General features: G+C 66.4%; 22 protein-coding genes and 1 tRNA gene. 11 read left to right on the top strand and 12 right to left on the bottom strand.

Annotated elements, in window-relative coordinates:
- Nucleotides 1–13: 13 nt before the first annotated feature.
- Nucleotides 14–90: transfer RNA gene (locus A5744_RS07575), tRNA-Pro, on the top strand.
- Here A5744_RS07575 and A5744_RS07570 read toward each other — a convergent pair.
- The gene (locus A5744_RS07570) at nucleotides 69–539 is read right to left on the bottom strand and encodes a hypothetical protein (RefSeq protein ID WP_076059770.1); all 471 of its coding nucleotides are present in this window, start codon (nucleotides 537–539) and stop codon (nucleotides 69–71) included. The genes A5744_RS07575 and A5744_RS07570 overlap by 22 nt on opposite strands.
- Before the next feature lie 92 nt (nucleotides 540–631).
- Here A5744_RS07570 and A5744_RS07565 point away from each other — a divergent pair, with 92 nt between their 5' ends.
- From A5744_RS07565 to A5744_RS07555, 3 genes are read left to right on the top strand one after another with little or no spacing between them, the layout of a single operon-like run.
- A complete protein-coding gene (locus A5744_RS07565; RefSeq protein ID WP_076059856.1) occupies nucleotides 632–1,186 on the top strand; it encodes a hypothetical protein in 555 nt (184 codons plus the stop codon).
- Between the two features lie 3 nt (nucleotides 1,187–1,189).
- Complete coding sequence (locus tag A5744_RS07560) at nucleotides 1,190–2,506, top strand: peroxidase (protein ID WP_076059768.1); 1,317 nt, start codon at nucleotides 1,190–1,192, stop codon at nucleotides 2,504–2,506.
- Nucleotides 2,507–2,521: 15 nt separating this feature from the next.
- Complete coding sequence (locus A5744_RS07555; protein ID WP_076059766.1) at nucleotides 2,522–3,535, top strand: hypothetical protein; 1,014 nt, start codon at nucleotides 2,522–2,524, stop codon at nucleotides 3,533–3,535.
- Between the two features lie 12 nt (nucleotides 3,536–3,547).
- On the opposite strand, the gene A5744_RS07550 is transcribed toward A5744_RS07555, so the two are convergent.
- From A5744_RS07550 to A5744_RS07535, 4 genes are all read right to left on the bottom strand, one after another.
- Entirely contained in the window at nucleotides 3,548–4,117 is a 570-nt protein-coding gene (locus tag A5744_RS07550) for a restriction endonuclease (RefSeq protein WP_076059764.1), read from the bottom strand.
- A gap of 57 nt (nucleotides 4,118–4,174) precedes the next feature.
- Nucleotides 4,175–4,555, bottom strand: coding sequence for a DUF393 domain-containing protein (locus tag A5744_RS07545; protein ID WP_076059763.1), 381 nt, complete (start codon nucleotides 4,553–4,555; stop codon nucleotides 4,175–4,177).
- Between the two features lie 35 nt (nucleotides 4,556–4,590).
- Nucleotides 4,591–4,893 carry a DUF4193 domain-containing protein gene (locus tag A5744_RS07540; protein WP_076059761.1) on the bottom strand — a complete coding sequence of 101 codons (303 nt, stop codon included), beginning with the start codon at nucleotides 4,891–4,893 and terminating at the stop codon, nucleotides 4,591–4,593.
- Nucleotides 4,894–4,986: 93 nt separating this feature from the next.
- Nucleotides 4,987–5,298 carry a hypothetical protein gene (locus A5744_RS07535; protein ID WP_076059760.1) on the bottom strand — a complete coding sequence of 104 codons (312 nt, stop codon included), beginning with the start codon at nucleotides 5,296–5,298 and terminating at the stop codon, nucleotides 4,987–4,989.
- Between the two features lie 124 nt (nucleotides 5,299–5,422).
- Here A5744_RS07535 and A5744_RS07530 point away from each other — a divergent pair, with 124 nt between their 5' ends.
- A complete protein-coding gene (locus tag A5744_RS07530; protein ID WP_076059758.1) occupies nucleotides 5,423–6,106 on the top strand; it encodes an HAD family hydrolase in 684 nt (227 codons plus the stop codon).
- Nucleotides 6,107–6,109: 3 nt separating this feature from the next.
- Here the strand turns inward: A5744_RS07530 and A5744_RS07525 are convergent, their stop codons facing one another.
- Both A5744_RS07525 and A5744_RS07520 read right to left on the bottom strand, forming a co-directional pair.
- Nucleotides 6,110–6,610 carry a DUF6328 family protein gene (locus A5744_RS07525; RefSeq protein WP_076059854.1) on the bottom strand — a complete coding sequence of 167 codons (501 nt, stop codon included), beginning with the start codon at nucleotides 6,608–6,610 and terminating at the stop codon, nucleotides 6,110–6,112.
- A 171-nt stretch (nucleotides 6,611–6,781) separates the two neighbouring features.
- Nucleotides 6,782–7,150, bottom strand: a complete 369-nt coding sequence (locus A5744_RS07520) for an STAS domain-containing protein (protein ID WP_233148049.1) — start codon at nucleotides 7,148–7,150, stop codon at nucleotides 6,782–6,784.
- 154 nt (nucleotides 7,151–7,304) lie between these two features.
- Here A5744_RS07520 and A5744_RS07515 point away from each other — a divergent pair, with 154 nt between their 5' ends.
- From A5744_RS07515 to A5744_RS07490, 6 genes are read left to right on the top strand one after another with little or no spacing between them, the layout of a single operon-like run.
- Nucleotides 7,305–8,207, top strand: coding sequence for an STAS domain-containing protein (locus A5744_RS07515; protein WP_076059754.1), 903 nt, complete (start codon nucleotides 7,305–7,307; stop codon nucleotides 8,205–8,207).
- 22 nt (nucleotides 8,208–8,229) lie between these two features.
- Nucleotides 8,230–8,604, top strand: a complete 375-nt coding sequence (locus tag A5744_RS07510) for an STAS domain-containing protein (RefSeq protein WP_076059753.1) — start codon at nucleotides 8,230–8,232, stop codon at nucleotides 8,602–8,604.
- Nucleotides 8,594–9,004 carry an anti-sigma regulatory factor gene (locus A5744_RS07505; protein ID WP_076059751.1) on the top strand — a complete coding sequence of 137 codons (411 nt, stop codon included), beginning with the start codon at nucleotides 8,594–8,596 and terminating at the stop codon, nucleotides 9,002–9,004. Before A5744_RS07510 ends, A5744_RS07505 begins: the two co-directional genes overlap by 11 nt.
- Complete coding sequence (locus A5744_RS07500; protein WP_076059749.1) at nucleotides 8,997–9,623, top strand: SpoIIE family protein phosphatase; 627 nt, start codon at nucleotides 8,997–8,999, stop codon at nucleotides 9,621–9,623. Before A5744_RS07505 ends, A5744_RS07500 begins: the two co-directional genes overlap by 8 nt.
- Nucleotides 9,620–11,836 (top strand): SpoIIE family protein phosphatase, encoded by a 2,217-nt coding sequence (locus A5744_RS07495; protein WP_076059747.1) that lies wholly within the window; start codon nucleotides 9,620–9,622, stop codon nucleotides 11,834–11,836. Before A5744_RS07500 ends, A5744_RS07495 begins: the two co-directional genes overlap by 4 nt.
- Before the next feature lie 46 nt (nucleotides 11,837–11,882).
- On the top strand, nucleotides 11,883–12,902 hold the full coding sequence (locus A5744_RS07490; protein ID WP_076059746.1) for an iron-containing redox enzyme family protein: 1,020 nt from the start codon (nucleotides 11,883–11,885) through the stop codon (nucleotides 12,900–12,902).
- 3 nt (nucleotides 12,903–12,905) lie between these two features.
- Here A5744_RS07490 and A5744_RS07485 read toward each other — a convergent pair whose 3' ends face one another.
- The 5 genes from A5744_RS07485 to A5744_RS07465 form a co-directional block, all read right to left on the bottom strand.
- Complete coding sequence (locus A5744_RS07485; RefSeq protein ID WP_076059744.1) at nucleotides 12,906–13,097, bottom strand: CDGSH iron-sulfur domain-containing protein; 192 nt, start codon at nucleotides 13,095–13,097, stop codon at nucleotides 12,906–12,908.
- Complete coding sequence (locus tag A5744_RS07480) at nucleotides 13,094–13,774, bottom strand: HemK2/MTQ2 family protein methyltransferase (RefSeq protein ID WP_076059852.1); 681 nt, start codon at nucleotides 13,772–13,774, stop codon at nucleotides 13,094–13,096. Before A5744_RS07480 ends, A5744_RS07485 begins: the two co-directional genes overlap by 4 nt.
- Nucleotides 13,775–13,820: 46 nt before the next feature.
- Nucleotides 13,821–14,378, bottom strand: a complete 558-nt coding sequence (locus A5744_RS07475; protein WP_076059851.1) for a type 1 glutamine amidotransferase domain-containing protein — start codon at nucleotides 14,376–14,378, stop codon at nucleotides 13,821–13,823.
- Nucleotides 14,379–14,439: 61 nt separating this feature from the next.
- A complete protein-coding gene (locus A5744_RS07470) occupies nucleotides 14,440–15,426 on the bottom strand; it encodes an LLM class F420-dependent oxidoreductase (RefSeq protein WP_076059742.1) in 987 nt (328 codons plus the stop codon).
- A gap of 48 nt (nucleotides 15,427–15,474) precedes the next feature.
- Nucleotides 15,475–15,769: GatB/YqeY domain-containing protein (locus A5744_RS07465; protein ID WP_170874444.1), on the bottom strand; the 295-nt coding region annotated here is incomplete at its 5' end.

The following is a 15,769-nucleotide window of genomic DNA, read 5'->3' as shown; positions in this document are numbered from 1 at the left end:
TCGTGGCTTCAAGCGGGGTGTGGCGCAGCTTGGTAGCGCGCTTCGTTCGGGACGAAGAGGCCGTGGGTTCAAATCCCGCCACCCCGACCAACAGGTCGTCGACGAAACAAGTTGGCCACGCTGTGGTGCAGGCCCCGGACCGCATACCAGGCCGCTCCCAGCGAAACCACAATGAGAACAACGAACATCGGCAGCCAGTTGCTCTTGTGGTGATCGACGCTCCACCAGACGACGGTGAACAGAATCGCGCAGACGAACAGCAGGACGTCGCGCAAGCCGCCGCGATAGGCGGCCGCCGCGCCGCGCAGCGGTCGGTATCGGTTGACAGCGGCGATCAGGTCATCGATGCGGCTATCGATGCAGGCTTGGAGTTCTGCTCGCCGCTCGGTCTGTTCGGGCGGTAGCTCCTTCAGCAGTTCCATATCCTGCTTGATCGCGCGACGGACATCCGGACCCTTCAGATATCCCGCCGTCGCACCGAGCGCCATTCCACCGGCGATGGGCGCTATCCCCAGGGCAAGATCGGCCACTGCAGGCATGCTTCATCTCCTTCGTCCCCCGACAAAAGCAGCTTGCACCTGCGAGATCAAGTGCTAGCGTCCGGCACACCGGCACAAAATTTGGAGTGGCGATGGCGGAATACGAGTGGAGCAAGCCTGCGGCGGTGGCCATCCCGAAGGACGGCTACTTCGAGCTCGAGCGGGGTCGATACGGGCCGGTTTATCCTCGAACGCCGGCGTGTTACGGCTTTTCGATCATCGCGAAGGTCAAGGAGGGACGGGAAGAGGCGGTCCGTGCGTATGGCAAGCAGATCGAAGAAGCCATCAAGGCAAGTCCCGATGTGCTCGCTCCCCTGCGGCTGCATTATCTGCGCTGGGTGCTCTTCGATGTGGGGTCGGGGCTGCACTTCCAGTACCAGGGCATCTTCGACACGGACTTCGACAAATACACCGAGGATGCGGTGCAGCTGTTCAGTCAGACCGGAATCACGACGGTGTTCACGAACTTGGAGGGCTTCCCCGAAGACTGGAAGGAGAACCCTGAGGCGTTCATCCGGTTCGTCCGAGAGCACCAGTTCCCGAGCTTTTTGGAGTACGGCGAATATCCCTACGTCACCGCCGACGAGATCAAGAAGGCGCTGCGGCTGAAGGCCGCGTTCCAAACCATGCTGGACCAAATGCAGTAGCAGATGCTCGAGCTCGACGACATACAGCACATCCTGCTGACGCGTACCCCGGCGATGACCGGGCGCTACGAATTCATGTCGTTCGACGAACCCGCCGCCGGCCGGGCGTGGCTTTCTGAACTGGTCGATGTGGTCCAGTCCGCCGCATCGGTGCGAGAAACGATCGACGATACCTCGCGTTGGGTCACCCTGGGTTTCACCTGGAACGGGCTGCGGGCGCTGGGCGTGGCCGAGGATTCGCTCGCGAGCTTTCCGGAGGAGTTCCGCCAAGGGATGGCCGCCAGGGCGGACATTCTCGGTGACGCCGGGCGCAACCACCCCGACAACTGGATCGGCGGATTGGCCGGCGATGAGCTGCACGCGATTGCCATCCTGTTCGCGCGAGACGACAGTGAGCACGACCGCGCCACCAAAGCTCACGACGACTTGGTGCGCCGGTGCGAAGGCGTGCGGCGATTGTCGTATCTGGATTTGAACGCAACCCCACCGTTTAACTACGCACACGATCATTTCGGTTTTCGAGATCGGCTGTCGCAGCCCGTGATCGAAGGATCGGGTGAGGAACCCACGCCCGGCTCCGGTGCACCGCTGAAGGCGGGGGAGTTTGTCCTCGGTTATCCCGATGAGCTCGGCCCCGTAGCCAATTTGCCGCGGCCAGAAGTGCTCTCGCGTAACGGCACCTACGCGGCGTATCGACGGCTGCAAGAGCATGTCGGGCTGTTCCGCAGCTACATCCGCTCGAACGCCCGTACGCCCGACGAAGAGGAGTTATTGGCCGCGAAGTTCATGGGCCGCTGGCGTAGCGGCGCTCCTTTGGTCCTAGCGCCTGAACGGGACGATCCCGAGCTGGGTGCGGATGCCATGCGCAACAACGACTTCAACTACAAGGAGATGGATCCGCACGGATATGCGTGTCCCTTGGGCGCTCACGCGAGACGACTCAACCCGCGTGATACCGCCCACAACATGAACCGGCGACGAATGATTCGCCGGGGGGCCACTTACGGGCCGGCGCTCCCGGAGGACGCTCCCGACGACGGGGCCGATCGCGGCATCGCCGCCTTCATCATCTGCGCCAGTTTGATCCGGCAGTTCGAATTCGCCCAGAACGTCTGGATCAACGACCGCACGTTCCACGAGCTCGGCAACGAACACGATCCGATCTGCGGAACACAAGACGGCACAATGGAATTCAAGATACCCAAGCGACCGATCCGCCGCGTGCTCAAGGGTCTGCCGGCGTTCACAACCCTGTCCGGCGGGGCTTACTTCTTTCTTCCGGGCATCAAAGCGATGCGTTATCTCGCGAATCTCGACTGAGCACCAAGGACGATCATGAGCACACTGCCCGCCGCACGCACGTATAACCAAACTCACCTGCCGCGCCCGCACGTTGGCGGACGGCGCATCAGCATCTATTGGACTTGGAGCTATCCATGGGAGTCCCAACGCAACCTGGAAGCATTGGACAACCGCTTCTCCACGATGACCGAGGTCCGCAGGGCAGCATGGCCGCAGTATGAGACGCCGGGCTGGGACGATGCCAACTTCCTGCAAGGCATCGCCGGTACCTTGGAGCTGTTTCACCGGTCCACGATCGCCTTCCAGGAGTTGGCCGGTGAAGCGACCGGCCATCCGGTCGCGGTGTTCCAACGCGTCGACCAAGCGGGCTACAAGCTAGTGATCGACGAACGGATCTTGGCCGACACCGACACGCTGATGGTCTTCGGGCTCGACCACTTGGCGTGCGAAGAAGTGGCAGCGGCCGAAGAAGTCGCCGCCATCCGGGAGTGGCTGAAAAGAGAGGGAACATGCCTGCTGCTGGCGCCCCACCACGACGTCGGATTCACCGATGACATGGCCCAGCGGCAGACCGAGTACCTGCACCACGGCGATCCCTTGGTGCCACGACAACAGCGGTTCACCGCCTACACCCGTTCACTCATGACGGCACTCGACATTCCCGTTCACAACACATGGGGCCTTCGCCCCGCGGTCACGGAAGGAACCAATGAGATCGCACCGCTCACCGGCATTCGCGATCTCGACGCCCCACGCCTGCTCGACAACGTGACGACCTTCAACTTTCACCCGCATCTGCCCCACTACGAGCTGACCGCTCCGGAAAGCGATTCCCTCCGCGTGCTCGGTAGGCAACGGGTCGACCCGACGCGACCTCATCCATTCACCGAGGCCGGCAACACCGAGTTCAATGCGCTGATTTGGATGCCGCCGTCCGGTGCGCGGGCCGGCGACGTCGTTCTCGTCGACTCCACGAACTTCACCACACTCTTCGGCGGCACGGACAGCCTAAAAAGCTTTTGGCACAATCTCGCAACGATGAAGTGAATGCGCGCGCGCCTAGGTCAGTGGTGCGCCTGCCCAGATCTGCAATTGCTCCCGCCCGACGAGGCGGCAGCGATGGGTGGTCGCCAGCCGGCGAGCCGCTTTTGTGAATGCTTGATTCGTGACCACGACCGCTTGAGCGCAGCCGTGCTGCCGCGCCCCGGCAACGACTTGCTGCACGGCCGCGACGCCGACGTCGCGTGCCAGCCTCTTGCATTGGACCGCCATGCGGGTGCCGCCTTTCCTGGCGATCAGGTCCACCCCGTAGTCGCCGGTGCTGGCGGTGTGCGTGACACCCCAACCTCTCGTACGCAGTTGTGCCGCAACGAATTCCTCGAACTCGACACCCGACATCTGGTCGACGGCCGCCATTTCCGACGCCGCGCGTTTGACGTCACGCCTGCGCTGCAATCCGACTCGGAAGCGGTCCCGCTGAGCCGAAAGCCACAGCAGGACAAGCACCGTCACGACGAGGCCGCCGAGACCGGCCAGGAATCCGGCCGGCACGCTGCCGGTGCCCTTCGAAGTGAAATACCAAGGGAGAGCGAACCCGAACACGAGGAGCGACCCGAGCATCTTCTCCATGAGGAGAAGCTAGCCGACGGCTACGACAATTCGGCGTAGGCGAGACGCGTCCCGCTGCTACGCGCACCGCTTCGGGTCGGCCTCGCAGAGCGGTGTCACACCGCGAAAGCGATATCGGTGTGCCGCCACCCAGCGGTAGACGACCTCCTGCAGCGCGCCGATGCCGGGGATTCGGTAGATCCACAACGGCAGTCGCGTGCCGAGCGCCGCGGAAAGGGCCGCGTTCATCGCGTGGGCGCCGGCGAACACCGCGCCGGACGAGTCCAGCCACCACGCCGACGCCGTCAACCGGTCATCGGGCACCCCCACCCGCGCGGCCACTTCCGGGGACTGCCACGGCTCGATGCGCAACCGGCCCGTCCGGTCCAGCCGGGCGATTCGGTTGACGGCAAGGGTGCACATCCCACACCGGCCGTCGAACGCCAAAGTGCCGTCCATATCCCGATTTTATTGCAGCGATCGCCGGGGCGGGGCTACGCGCAGTCGGTGCAGACCGGCAGCCCGGAACTCGAGGTGTGCATCCGGCTGCGGTGCTGCACCAGAAAACAGCTCGAGCAGGTGAACTCGTCGGCGCGCTGCGGAATTACCGTCACCGAGAGTTCTTCACCGGACAGGTCCGCACCGGGCAGCTCGAAGAACGGCATGTCGTTGGGGTCGTCGTCCACGATGGCCGTGGACGACGGGGACAGCGTGGTTGTCAGTTCGCGCAGGCCCGAGCGGTCCGGGGCCTCGACGTCGGACACGCGACGAGCGTCGTAATCGCTTGCGGTCGCCATGGGTGCTCCTTTCGGAGGAGGACCGGGTTGGCGCACTTGTCTGTACTCACCCGTGGCTCAGGCGATACCCCGTTAGGGGGTGGTTCACACCTGTCAGCTGCTGGGCGGGGGCGCGTCGGCGTCCGCGGCCGCCCATTGCCGCACTTCGGACCGCCGGACCCGGCGGTGGGTGTATGCCAGCCAGCCGGCGCCGGCCGCGGCGCACGCGGCCGCCAGGATCACCGCCACACACCCGGCGGCCGCATGACCGGTAGCCAGCGCGAACAGGCCCACAATAAGGGCGACCACCGCGATCGCCACCCCGGCCAAGCCGGGCGCATTGGCGCCGTTCTTCATGGATTCGCCGGCGTGCTGACGGGTGGTACGGGCATGATCAACCGGGTCGTGCCGGGAATCATCCACCATTGCTCCTAGTGAAAAGGCTTGCCTACCAAGCTCGTTTCCTCGAATTCGTAGGTCTACCCGCCGGCCGCGGCGGCGAAACGGCCTCGGCCGTGTCGGTGGCCCCGCGGGTGGGTATGCCGCAGCGATGACACCCGCCCGCGCCCCCGCGGTTCTGTTCGACATAGACGGAACCCTCGTCGACTCCAACTACCTGCACGTCTACGCCTGGCAGCGCGCCTTCGACGCCGAAGGCATCACGGTCGCGGCCTGGCACATTCACCGCTGCATCGGCATGGACGGCTCGAAGTTGGTGCGCACGCTGTCCGACGACGCCCCGGACGACGTGCAGGAGAGGCTCAGCGACGCACACAGCCGCTACTACCGCGAAACGGCGTCCCTACTGCAGCCGTTGCCGGGCGCGCAAGCGTTGCTGCGCCGGGTCGCCGGGCTGGGGCTGCAGGTGGTGCTGGCCAGTTCGGCACCGGAGGACGAGCTCGAATTGCTGCGCAAGGCGCTCGGCTGTGACGACGTCATCGCCCAAACGACGTCATCGCGCGACGTCGACACCGCCAAGCCCGAGCCGGGAATCGTGAAGATCGCGCTGGACCGGGCCGGCGTAAACGCCGACCGGGCGGTGTTCGTCGGGGATGCCGTATGGGATGCCCACGCCGCGGCGGGCGCGGGATTGCCGTGCATCGGGATGCTGAGCGGCGGCATCGCCCGTGGCGAGCTCGAGGCCGCCGGGGCCGAACCGATCTTCGCGGGCCCGCTGGATCTCCTCGATCACCTGGAATCCACCCGCATCGCGGCGCTGGCGCCTAGCCGCTGATGGTTACATCCCCCGGGTGCGCAGCACCAACGGCAACACCCACCAGAAAAACGCGAACATGACAAGCGCGCACGCTCCCGCGATGAAGCCCACGTTGCGATTGGCCACCGCGGCGAAAATGATGACGGTCACCCCGGTCAGTGCGGCACCCAACAACACAAGCCCGGCATAGGCGCACCGGTGTGCCGCCGAGACCAGCACCTGCAATCGATGCCGCCGGAACAGCATCCGGTGCATGGCCACCGGGGATATGAGCAATACCGTCGCGCCCACCGAAAATCCCACCGTCGCCAGGTAGACCACCCGCAGGTGCCCGCCGAGGATGTCGAAGCGCTGCTGGAAGGGCAGCGTGAGCAGGAACCCGGTCAGCAGCTGGACCCCGGTCTGCACCACCCGCAGCTCCTGCAGCAGGCTGTTCCAATTGCGGTCGAGCCGTTGGATTTCGGTTTCGCCGCGTTCCTCGCGATCCCAGTGCTGGTCATGCTCCGGATGGTCGACATCCATGGCCGTGATCATCGCACCAGCCGGCGCGTTTGTGGAGCGGCTTTCCGTCGCAGCGCGGCCGCGCGCAAGCGGGTGGACAGTGACCAATAGCCGAATGCCTTGTGCCAGTGGGGAACTGGCGTCCCGACGCGCCGCGCACAGGCCAGGCGGCCCGACACGCCCGGGGTGAGATTAGTGGTTGAGCTTGCCGTCCCGTACCGCGGTCAACGCGTCGTCCAGCGTCGGATACAGCGGGAAGGTCTTGTCCAGGCCGGTCAGGTGGATCGGCCGCCTGGTCGCCGGCCCGCGTGCGACCACCCCGAACTCGGTGGACTTACCGAGTTTCTCGTAGGTCGCCGCGAGAATCTTCAGCCCCACCGAGCCGAGGAACTCCACCGCCGAAAGATCGATGACCAGCGCCGATGGACCATCCGCGACGACCGCGGTGATGGCTTGTTCCAGGGCCGGAGCGGTGACCAAATCGATTTCGCCGCTCACACTGACCACGGACACGCCATCGTGGTCCGCAACCAACGTGGTAATCGAATCAGGAGCTGACAATGGCGATCCTTCGTCCTGGGCCTTGAGTGTGGTGCAAGCGTAGCCTGCTTTGCGAACTGCGAGAAAGAAGAAGACCTCGACACCTGCCCCGCGACGGTCCAGGCTAGTCTCCCCATAGAACCTGCGCACCGCGACGCGGCACTTGGGAGGCCAGATGTCAGATTCGCCGTCGGATTTCGCCACCACAGCCACCGCCGCGCAGCCGGGCAGCGTCTCCAGCGAGGGTCTGTTGCCGCAGCTGGTCCAGCATTTGCGGCAGAACCGGACCGTTTTGCGCGAGGAGTGGGCCCGCAGGATCACCGAGGCGCAGTTGCTCACCGCGATGACGCCCGAGGAGCTGTTCTCCGAAGCCACGGCCGTCTACGACAACTACGTCGAGGTGCTCGAGACCGGTAGCGTCGAGGCGCTGCAGGCCTATGCGCGGGACCTCTCGGAACGCATCATCCCGCGAGGCGTGGAGACCGACGAGGTGCTCGGCATCGTGCTGCTGCTGCGTGACGTGCTGGCCCGCTCGCTGTTCGAGAAGTACCAGACCGAGTTCGGGATGCTCAACCGGGTGCTGGACGCCTACGAGCCGGCGGCCAACCGCATCGCCAACACCGTGGGCGTCAGCTTCGTACAGGAGCGCGAGCGCATCATTCGCCAGCAGCAGGAGGCGATCCGCGAGCTGTCGACGCCGGTGCTGCAGGTGCGCGAGCAGCTGCTGATTCTGCCGATCATCGGTGTGCTGGATTCGCAGCGCGCCCGCCAGGTCACCGAACAGCTGCTGCGGGCCATCCGCGCCAACCGCGCGAAGGTCGTGGTCATCGACATCACCGGTGTGCCCACCATCGACTCCACGGTGGCGAACCACCTGGTGCAGACGGTCGACGCGTCGGGGCTGATGGGCGCGAGCGTGATCATCACCGGCCTGTCCTCCGAGATCGCCCTGACGCTGGTGACCATCGGGCTGGACCTGTCGAAGATGAACGCCGTCGGTGACCTGCAGGGCGGTATCGAAGAAGCCGAACGCCTGCTCGGTTACGAAGTCACCCGCACCGGCGAGACCACCGGGTAACCACCATTAGCACGAGCACCCCATGCCAGTCCCCATCCTGAAACAGGGCGCGATCCTCATCGCAACGGTGCAGTCCGCACTCACCGACTCCGAGACCGAACGGCTGCGCTACGACCTCATGGAGCGGGTCAGCCGGTTCCGCGCCCAGGGCATCATCGTCGACGTCACCGCGATCGACGTGATGGATTCGTTCGCCGCGCGGTCGCTGCGGACCATCGCGCACATGACGCGGCTGCGCGGCGCGGACACCGTGATCGTCGGCCTGCAGCCCGAAGTGGCCTTCGCCATGGTGCAACTGGGGCTGGCGTTCGACGACATGAACACCGCCCTGGACCTCGAAGAGGGCCTTGCCCTGCTGAATCGAAAATCGACGATCGGGCGCGACGGTGGAGGGTGACATCGTCGTCGACATCCACAACCCCGACGACATCGTCGCAGCCCGCAAAGCCGGCCATGATCTAGCCCTCTACCTCGGATTCACGCTGACCGACGTCACCATGATCGCAACCGCGATCTCCGAAATCGCCCGCAACATCACCAGCTACGCGGGTCGCGGCGCGGTCCGGGTCGGGGTAGCGGACCGGGAGGGCCGCAAGGCCCTGGTGGTACGCGCCGAGGACGACGGCCCCGGCATCGCCGACATCGAGCGCGCGCTGGAAGACGGGTACTCCACCGGCCGCGGGCTGGGCATGGGGCTCCCCGGGGCCCGCCGCCTGATGGACCGATTGGTCGTGGAATCCGCACGCGGCCGCGGAACGGTCATCGAGATGTGGAAATGGGTACCGGGCCATGCATAAAAACGGCCGGCTGGGACCGATCGAGTGGGCGAGGGCGGGTCGCCCACTGCCCGGCGAGGAAACCTCCGGCGACCGGGGCCTCGCGGTCGACATCGACGGCGACGCCGCCCTCTTCGGTGTGATGGACGGTCTCGGCCACGGTCCGGCCGCCGCGGCCGCCGCCCTGCGTGCGATCGATGCGCTCGAAGCCGCCCGTGGCGAACGGCTCGAGGTTTTGATCCAGCTCTGCCACCGGGTGCTGGGCGGCACCAGAGGCGCCGCTATGACCCTGGCGCGGGTGGATTTCGCGGCCAGCACGCTGACGTGGACCGGGGTCGGCAACGTCACCGCCAACCTGCTCGCCAAGGACGCGGCCGGCATCCACGTTCGATCCAGCGCGCGCCTGGCCGCGGGCATCGTCGGCTATCGCATCCCCGAAATCAAACCGGCACAGGTCATTTCGATCCGCCCCGGCGACCTCATCGTCCTCGCCACCGACGGCATCAACGAGGAGCACCTGGACCACCTCGACTTCGCGGCCCCGGCCGTGGCCATCGCCGAGGAGATCCTGACCAAGTACGCCAAGGAATCCGACGACGCCATGGTGCTCGCCGCGCGCCACCGCGGAGTGTCGACGTGACCGGCGGCGAGGACTTCCACGCGCAATACGTCGCCGCGTTGCGGGCCTACCTCGACAGCCGCGACGACGACAGCCTGGCCGTCGCCCACGAACTCGGGCGGCGGGCGCTGCAGGAACAGATCAGCACGCTCGACATCGTCGAGCACCACGTCGAACTGGTGCTCGAACTCTCCAAGGACATCCGGGTGGACGCTCCGGTCGCGCTGGAGTTCCTGCTGCAGACGCTGGCGCCGCTCGACGTCGCGACGCGGGGATTCATCGACGGAACCAGGCGCTACGCGGAGCAACGCGCCCGCGCCGAAGATCTCGCCGATCGCGACAAATTCCGTACCGCCCTGGTGAATTCGTTGCAGGAGGGGTTCTTCGTCGCCGATCACGAGGGCACCGTGATCGAAATGAACAACGCCCTCATCGAAATCCTCGGCTATCCCGCGGAGGGTTTGCCGTATCGCTGGCCGCATCCGTGGCTGGTGGACAAGAAGACCGCGCGGCAACAGATCGCCAGAGTCGCCATCGAGGGCGGCGCCGAGTACGACACACCGATTCGGCACCGCGACGGCCGTCTCGCCTGGGTGACGGTGAGCATCAACGCGGTCCGCGAGACCGACACCCACCGGGAAGCCTTCGTGGGGACGATTCGGGACATCACCGCCGAACGGGCGTTCGCGGCCCGCGAAAGCGCGGTGCTGCGCCTGGCGACCGCGGTGGCCGTGGCGAAAAGCGTCGACGAGCTGCTGTCGATCACCCTCGACGAGTGCCGGACGTCGATCGACGTGCAACGCGTGGTGGCCGTCTCCTGGCAGAACGGCGACGGAGAACCGGCCGTCCAGGTGGCCGGCGAGCCCGCCGACTTGAGCTGGCGCGACCTTGATCCGTGGTTGCGCAACACATTTCAGGATGCGCGTCACCAGCTGCCGCTGACGGCCAAGACCGTCGATCGGCCCGACAGCCCCGGCAAGGCGCAGGGATTGGTCGCGGTGCTCTCCGGTGCGGGAGACCTCGCGTTGTGGTTGGAGTTTCGTACGCCCCGCTGGGTCAGTGCCGAGGATCGGCTGCTGGTCACGGTGCTCATCGGGCATCTGAGCCTGGCCGTGCAGCATGTCCGGCAGTTCGAGAGCGCCCGCGAGACGTCGCTGACGCTGCAGCGCGCGATGCTGCCGCCGCTGGAGCCGCCGCCGGGCTTTGCCGTCTGCTACGAACCGGCCGTCCCGCCGTTGGAGATCGGGGGCGATTGGTACGACGTGCTGCCGATCGGCGCCCACCGCATCGGCATCGTCGTCGGCGACTGCGTGGGCCGGGGCCTGCCGGCGGCCGCGATCATGGGTCAGCTCCGCAGCTCGGCCCGCGCCCTGCTGATCAACGGCGCCGAACCGGCGCTGCTACTCGAGCAGCTCGACTCGGCGGCGTCTCTCATTCCGAATGCCTACTGCACCACCGTGTTCCTGGCGATCCTGGACACCGAATCCGGGGTGCTGCAGTACAGCAATGCGGGGCACATGCCCGCACTGCTCGCCGGGCCAGCGCCCGCCACGACGAGCGTCCTGACGGACGCGTCGTCGGTGCCCCTCGCGGTACGGCGGGACGAACCCCGCCCCCAAACCTCGTTGGTGCTCCCGCCGGGCTCGACGCTGATGCTGTTCACGGACGGCCTGGTGGAACGGAAGCACGAGTCGATCGACCTTGGAATCGCCCGCGCCGCAGACGTTTTGACGGAAGCACTGCAGCTTCCGTTGGACGGCGTCGCGGATGCGGTGCTGCGTGAGCTGGCTCCCGCGTCGGGGTACGACGACGACGTCGCGATGGTGATATACCGTCACCAGCCCAAGCGCTTTCGCATCGAAAGTGATGCTGCCGCAGACAATTTGGTCAACATTAGGCACCGGCTTGCAGTGTGGCTGCAGTCTGTCGGGGTGGCTAATGGGTTGGCCGCCGACATCGTGCTGGTCGTCAACGAGGCGTGTACCAATTGCGTCGAGCACGCGTATCGCGGACACCCCGTCGGGTTCATGCTGGTCGAGGCCGACGCCACGGAGGGCGACATCCGGGTCCGGGTTGTCGATGCGGGTTCCTGGAAGACACCGGCCGCCAACCCGGGCAACAGCGGGCGGGGCCTGGTGCTCATGCGGGCGCTGAGCGACACCATGGAAATCGACAGTTCCCCAACGGGAACGACCGTCGACATCAGCTTCCGATCGTCTGTCGATCAGGTTTGATGGTCGCGCACCGTTTGCGCGCTCCCCGACGGTGGTACCCACAGGCGTGACCCGCGCATCGATCACGGTCGAACCCGCCCTTCCCGCGGCGCACGGGCCATTGTCGATGGCGGTCCGTCGCGCCTTGACGGGGCCGCCGTCGGGCGATCACCTCGTCCGCGTCAGCACCTCCGTGCGGGATTCCGATCCCTACGGCCTGGACCTGCAATTGGCCCTGTGCATGTGCTACGAGCTGCACTACCGGGGTTTCGCGGGCGTGGATCCCGCCTGGGAGTGGAATCCCGCCCTGCTGCATCTGCGCGCCGAACTCGAGCGGGCTTTCTTGGCGGGCGTGCGTCGCGACGTCGGGCCCGTCGATCCCGGCCGCACGTCGGCCGAGGAAATGGACGCGATTTCGATCGAACCCATCGACGGCACCGGACCGTCGTATTACCTGCGCGACACCGCGACCTGGCAGCAGATGCGCGAATACTTCGTGCACCGATCGCTGTATCACCTCAAAGAGGGCGATCCGCACGCCTGGGCGATTCCACGGCTGACGGGCCGCGCCAAGGCGGCGTTCGTGGCGATCGAATTCGACGAGTACGGCGCCGGCCAGGGCCCGCGGCTGCACCAGCAGCTCTTCGCGGACCTGTTGGCGGCCGCCGGGCTGGACTCGACGTATCTGGGCTACCTCGACGCCGTTCCCGCCGAAGCGCTTGCGGCCGTGAACCTGATGTCGCTTTTCGGCTTGCACCGCCGCTTGCGCGGCGCCGCGATCGGGCACTTCGCATCCACCGAGATCACCTCACCGCCGGGCTCCCGACGGATGGTCCAGGCGCTCGAGCGCTTGGACGCACCGCCGGAGTGCATTGCCTTCTACCGCGAGCACGTCGAGGCCGACGCGGTGCACGAACAGGTGGTGCGCCTCGACGTGGTCGGCGATCTCGTCGCTCGCGAACCGAGGCTCGACCGTGACGTGGTCTTCGGAATGCGCGCGCACGCAGTGGTCGAAAATCGCTTGGCGGACAACATCATCGCCGCCTGGAAGCGCGACGAGACATCGCTACGGCGACCCCTCGATTAGCTCCTACGAGCCGGTGCGGCGGCACCGCCGGTGGCTGGTGTCGCACAGCGGGTACTCCTTGCTGCGCGCGCAGGTACAGATCGCGACCATGAATCGGTCGGATTCGACGACGTGACCGTCGGGCATCTCGATGCGCACCGGGCCGGACACCAGCACCGGGCCCTTCGGTACCACCTGCACCCGGGTGCCGGTCACGGTTTGTCCGCCCGGATCACGACCAGTTCCTCTTCCCGGCAGCCGCGTGGCAACCGCCCGGTTTCCTCCAGCCACTCCGCCCGCGCGGACATGACCGGGCCGAACGGAATCCACTGGGACGCAATGACATCCGCGTCGAGTCCGGTGGCCCGCAACGAGTCCAGCGACTGGCGGACACCGGCCAGCGCCGAGTGGACGAGCAACAGAGAACCGCCGCGGCACAACAGGTTTGACGCCGATGCACACAGTGGATCCAGCACCAACCGTCCGTCGGGACCCGCATTCCATGCCCACGCCGGACCCGCGCTCGGTGAGATCGTCTCCGTGTCGTCGGCGGGAGGTGTCGGCACATACGGCGGATTGGACACGACCACCTCGAACGGTTCGCAGCTCAGCGCCCCGATCCAGGAGCCCTCGCGGACGTCGACCTCGACACCCGCGACGGCCGCGTTGCCCCGGGAGCAGCGCACGGCGTGCGGACAGATGTCGAAGGCGGTGACGCTGGCGCAACCCATTTCGGCGGCGGCAATCGCGACGAAGCCGCTGCCGGTGCACAGGTCGAGCACGCGCCGCCGCGGAACGAGTCCGCTCAGGTGCATCGCGTCGACGAGCAATTCCGAGTCTTCCTGCGGCGGATAGACGCCGCCATCCGGCTGGGCCGACTCGGTTACAAGCAGCTCCGACCGCAGATCCGGATAGGTGGCCGTCACCGCTGGGCCCGATTCACGCGGATGCCGAGGCTCTGGCGAGCTGTTCGACCACCGTCGAGCAGAACGCGGGCAGGTCGGACGGCGACCGGCTTGATATCAAGTTCCCGTCGACCACGACTTCTTCGTCCACGACATGCGCGCCCGCATTGCGGAGGTCGGTGCGGATGCTTGGATACGAGGTGAGCCTTCGCCCGGCCGCCACCCCGGCCTCCACCAGCGTCCAGGGCCCGTGGCAGATCGCGCCGACCGGCTTTCCCGAGTTGACGAAGTCCCGGACGAACGAGACCGCCGAATCATCCAGCCGCAACTTGTCCGGGTTTACCGTCCCGCCGGGTAGCACCAGGCCGTCGAACTGGTCGACCGAGGCATCCGACACGGTGCGGTCCACCGCGAAGGTGCCCGCGGGTTCGAGATCATGGTTACGCGCTTGAATCTCACCGGATTTCAGCGACAGCAGTTGAACTTCCGCCCCGGCGCCCTGCAGCGCCTCACGCGGCTGCTCGAGTTCGACCTTCTCCACGCCGTCGGCGGCCAGAATGGCGATTCTCTTGCCTTGCAATTCGTTTGACATCATGCCTTTCCTTCTGACGTTGGAGTTCGAATACCCTTGCCAGAGCCCACCAAACTCGCGGTCAGTTCGCGGCGGCCCGCAACGCCCGCAGCAATGGTTCCGCCGCTTCCTTCAGGAAAAGCTCCTGGGTGTCGCCGCCGATCTGAAGCAGCGCCACGTCGGTGAACCCGGCCTCCCAGTACGGCCGGACGGCGTCGACGATCGCATCGAGGTCGGGCCCGCAGGGAATGCTCTCGGCGACGTCTTCGGTGCGCACGAATTGGGTCGCGCCGGCGAAACCGGCCGGCGTCGGCAGGTCGGCGTTGACCGCCCAGCCGCCGCCGAACCACCGGAACTGGTCGTGGGCACGTTCGATCGCCGCGTCGCGGTCGGGATCCCAGCTCACCGGTATTTGCCCCACCACCCGACCGCCTTCGGTCCCGTTGGCGGCCTGACGCGCGGCATGCCACGCGCTCACCAGGTCCGCGTCGGGTTGCACGGCGATCAGGTGATCGGCGAGCTTGGCGAATTTCTCGACGCCATTCGGGCCGCTCGCCGCCACGCCGATCGGGACCGGCACGTCGGGCACGTCCCACAGCCGGGCCGAGTCCACTTGAAAGTAGTCGCCGCGCCAGTTCACCAGGCGACCGCCGAACAGCTCGCGAATGATCTTGATGGCCTCGCGCAGCATGTCCTGCCGGCGCTCGAGGGTCGGCCAGCCGGCGCCGACGACATGTTCGTTGAGGTTCTCGCCGCTGCCCAACCCGAGGGTGAACCGCCCGTCGGCGAGAATCTGCACGGTGGCCGCCTGCTGCGCGACGATCGCGGGGTGATACCGCATGGTCGGGCAGGTCACGTAGGTGTACAGATCGACCCGGTCGGTGGCGTTGGCCACCGCGCCCAGCACCGCCCAGGCATTCGGTGCATGTCCCTGAGATGTCAGCCATGGTGAGAAGTGATCACTGCAGACTTCGAAGTCGAATCCGCGGTCTTCGGCTGAAATCGCATAGCGGACAAGGTCTTTGGGGCCGCTCTGCTCGGTCATCAAGGTGTAGCCGAACTTGGTCATAACCGACCTGTACCCCGCGACGACTAGCGCAAACGGGCCAAACCTGGGTTAGAGGCGCTCCCTGACCGCCGCCGACAGGCGCGCGCCGTCGGCCTTGCCGGCCGCGATCGCGGTGGCGGCCTTCATCACCTGTCCCATCTGCTTCATGCCGGGGCGCTCTCCGATGGCCTCGGCCACCTGCGCGATCGCGGTGTCGACGACGTCGGCCAGCTCGGCCTCGGTGAGCGGTGTCGGCAGGTACTCGTCGATGATCCGCGCTTCGGCGTGCTCGTTGGCGGCGAGCTCGCCGCGCCCGTTCTGGGTGTAGATCTCGGCCGACTCGGCGCGCTTGCGCGCTTCCCTG

Source organism: Mycobacterium sp. IS-1264 (assembly GCF_001954195.1).
Taxonomy (GTDB): Bacteria; Actinomycetota; Actinomycetes; order Mycobacteriales; family Mycobacteriaceae; genus Mycobacterium.
This window is presented reverse-complemented; position numbering and strand designations above follow the sequence as displayed.

What these genes read in the sequence shown, in the direction of transcription:
- A5744_RS07570 (WP_076059770.1), bottom strand. Translation starts at nt 539, where the DNA reads ATGCCTGCAGTGGCCGATCTTGCCCTGGGGATAGCGCCCATCGCCGGT.
- A5744_RS07565 (WP_076059856.1), top strand. Translation starts at nt 632, where the DNA reads ATGGCGGAATACGAGTGGAGCAAGCCTGCGGCGGTGGCCATCCCGAAG.
- A5744_RS07560 (WP_076059768.1), top strand. Translation starts at nt 1,190, where the DNA reads ATGCTCGAGCTCGACGACATACAGCACATCCTGCTGACGCGTACCCCG.
- A5744_RS07555 (WP_076059766.1), top strand. Translation starts at nt 2,522, where the DNA reads ATGAGCACACTGCCCGCCGCACGCACGTATAACCAAACTCACCTGCCG.
- A5744_RS07550 (WP_076059764.1), bottom strand. Translation starts at nt 4,117, where the DNA reads ATGGAGAAGATGCTCGGGTCGCTCCTCGTGTTCGGGTTCGCTCTCCCT.
- A5744_RS07545 (WP_076059763.1), bottom strand. Translation starts at nt 4,555, where the DNA reads ATGGACGGCACTTTGGCGTTCGACGGCCGGTGTGGGATGTGCACCCTT.
- A5744_RS07540 (WP_076059761.1), bottom strand. Translation starts at nt 4,893, where the DNA reads ATGGCGACCGCAAGCGATTACGACGCTCGTCGCGTGTCCGACGTCGAG.
- A5744_RS07535 (WP_076059760.1), bottom strand. Translation starts at nt 5,298, where the DNA reads ATGGTGGATGATTCCCGGCACGACCCGGTTGATCATGCCCGTACCACC.
- A5744_RS07530 (WP_076059758.1), top strand. Translation starts at nt 5,423, where the DNA reads ATGACACCCGCCCGCGCCCCCGCGGTTCTGTTCGACATAGACGGAACC.
- A5744_RS07525 (WP_076059854.1), bottom strand. Translation starts at nt 6,610, where the DNA reads ATGGATGTCGACCATCCGGAGCATGACCAGCACTGGGATCGCGAGGAA.
- A5744_RS07515 (WP_076059754.1), top strand. Translation starts at nt 7,305, where the DNA reads ATGTCAGATTCGCCGTCGGATTTCGCCACCACAGCCACCGCCGCGCAG.
- A5744_RS07510 (WP_076059753.1), top strand. Translation starts at nt 8,230, where the DNA reads ATGCCAGTCCCCATCCTGAAACAGGGCGCGATCCTCATCGCAACGGTG.
- A5744_RS07500 (WP_076059749.1), top strand. Translation starts at nt 8,997, where the DNA reads ATGCATAAAAACGGCCGGCTGGGACCGATCGAGTGGGCGAGGGCGGGT.
- A5744_RS07475 (WP_076059851.1), bottom strand. Translation starts at nt 14,378, where the DNA reads ATGTCAAACGAATTGCAAGGCAAGAGAATCGCCATTCTGGCCGCCGAC.
- A5744_RS07470 (WP_076059742.1), bottom strand. Translation starts at nt 15,426, where the DNA reads ATGACCAAGTTCGGCTACACCTTGATGACCGAGCAGAGCGGCCCCAAA.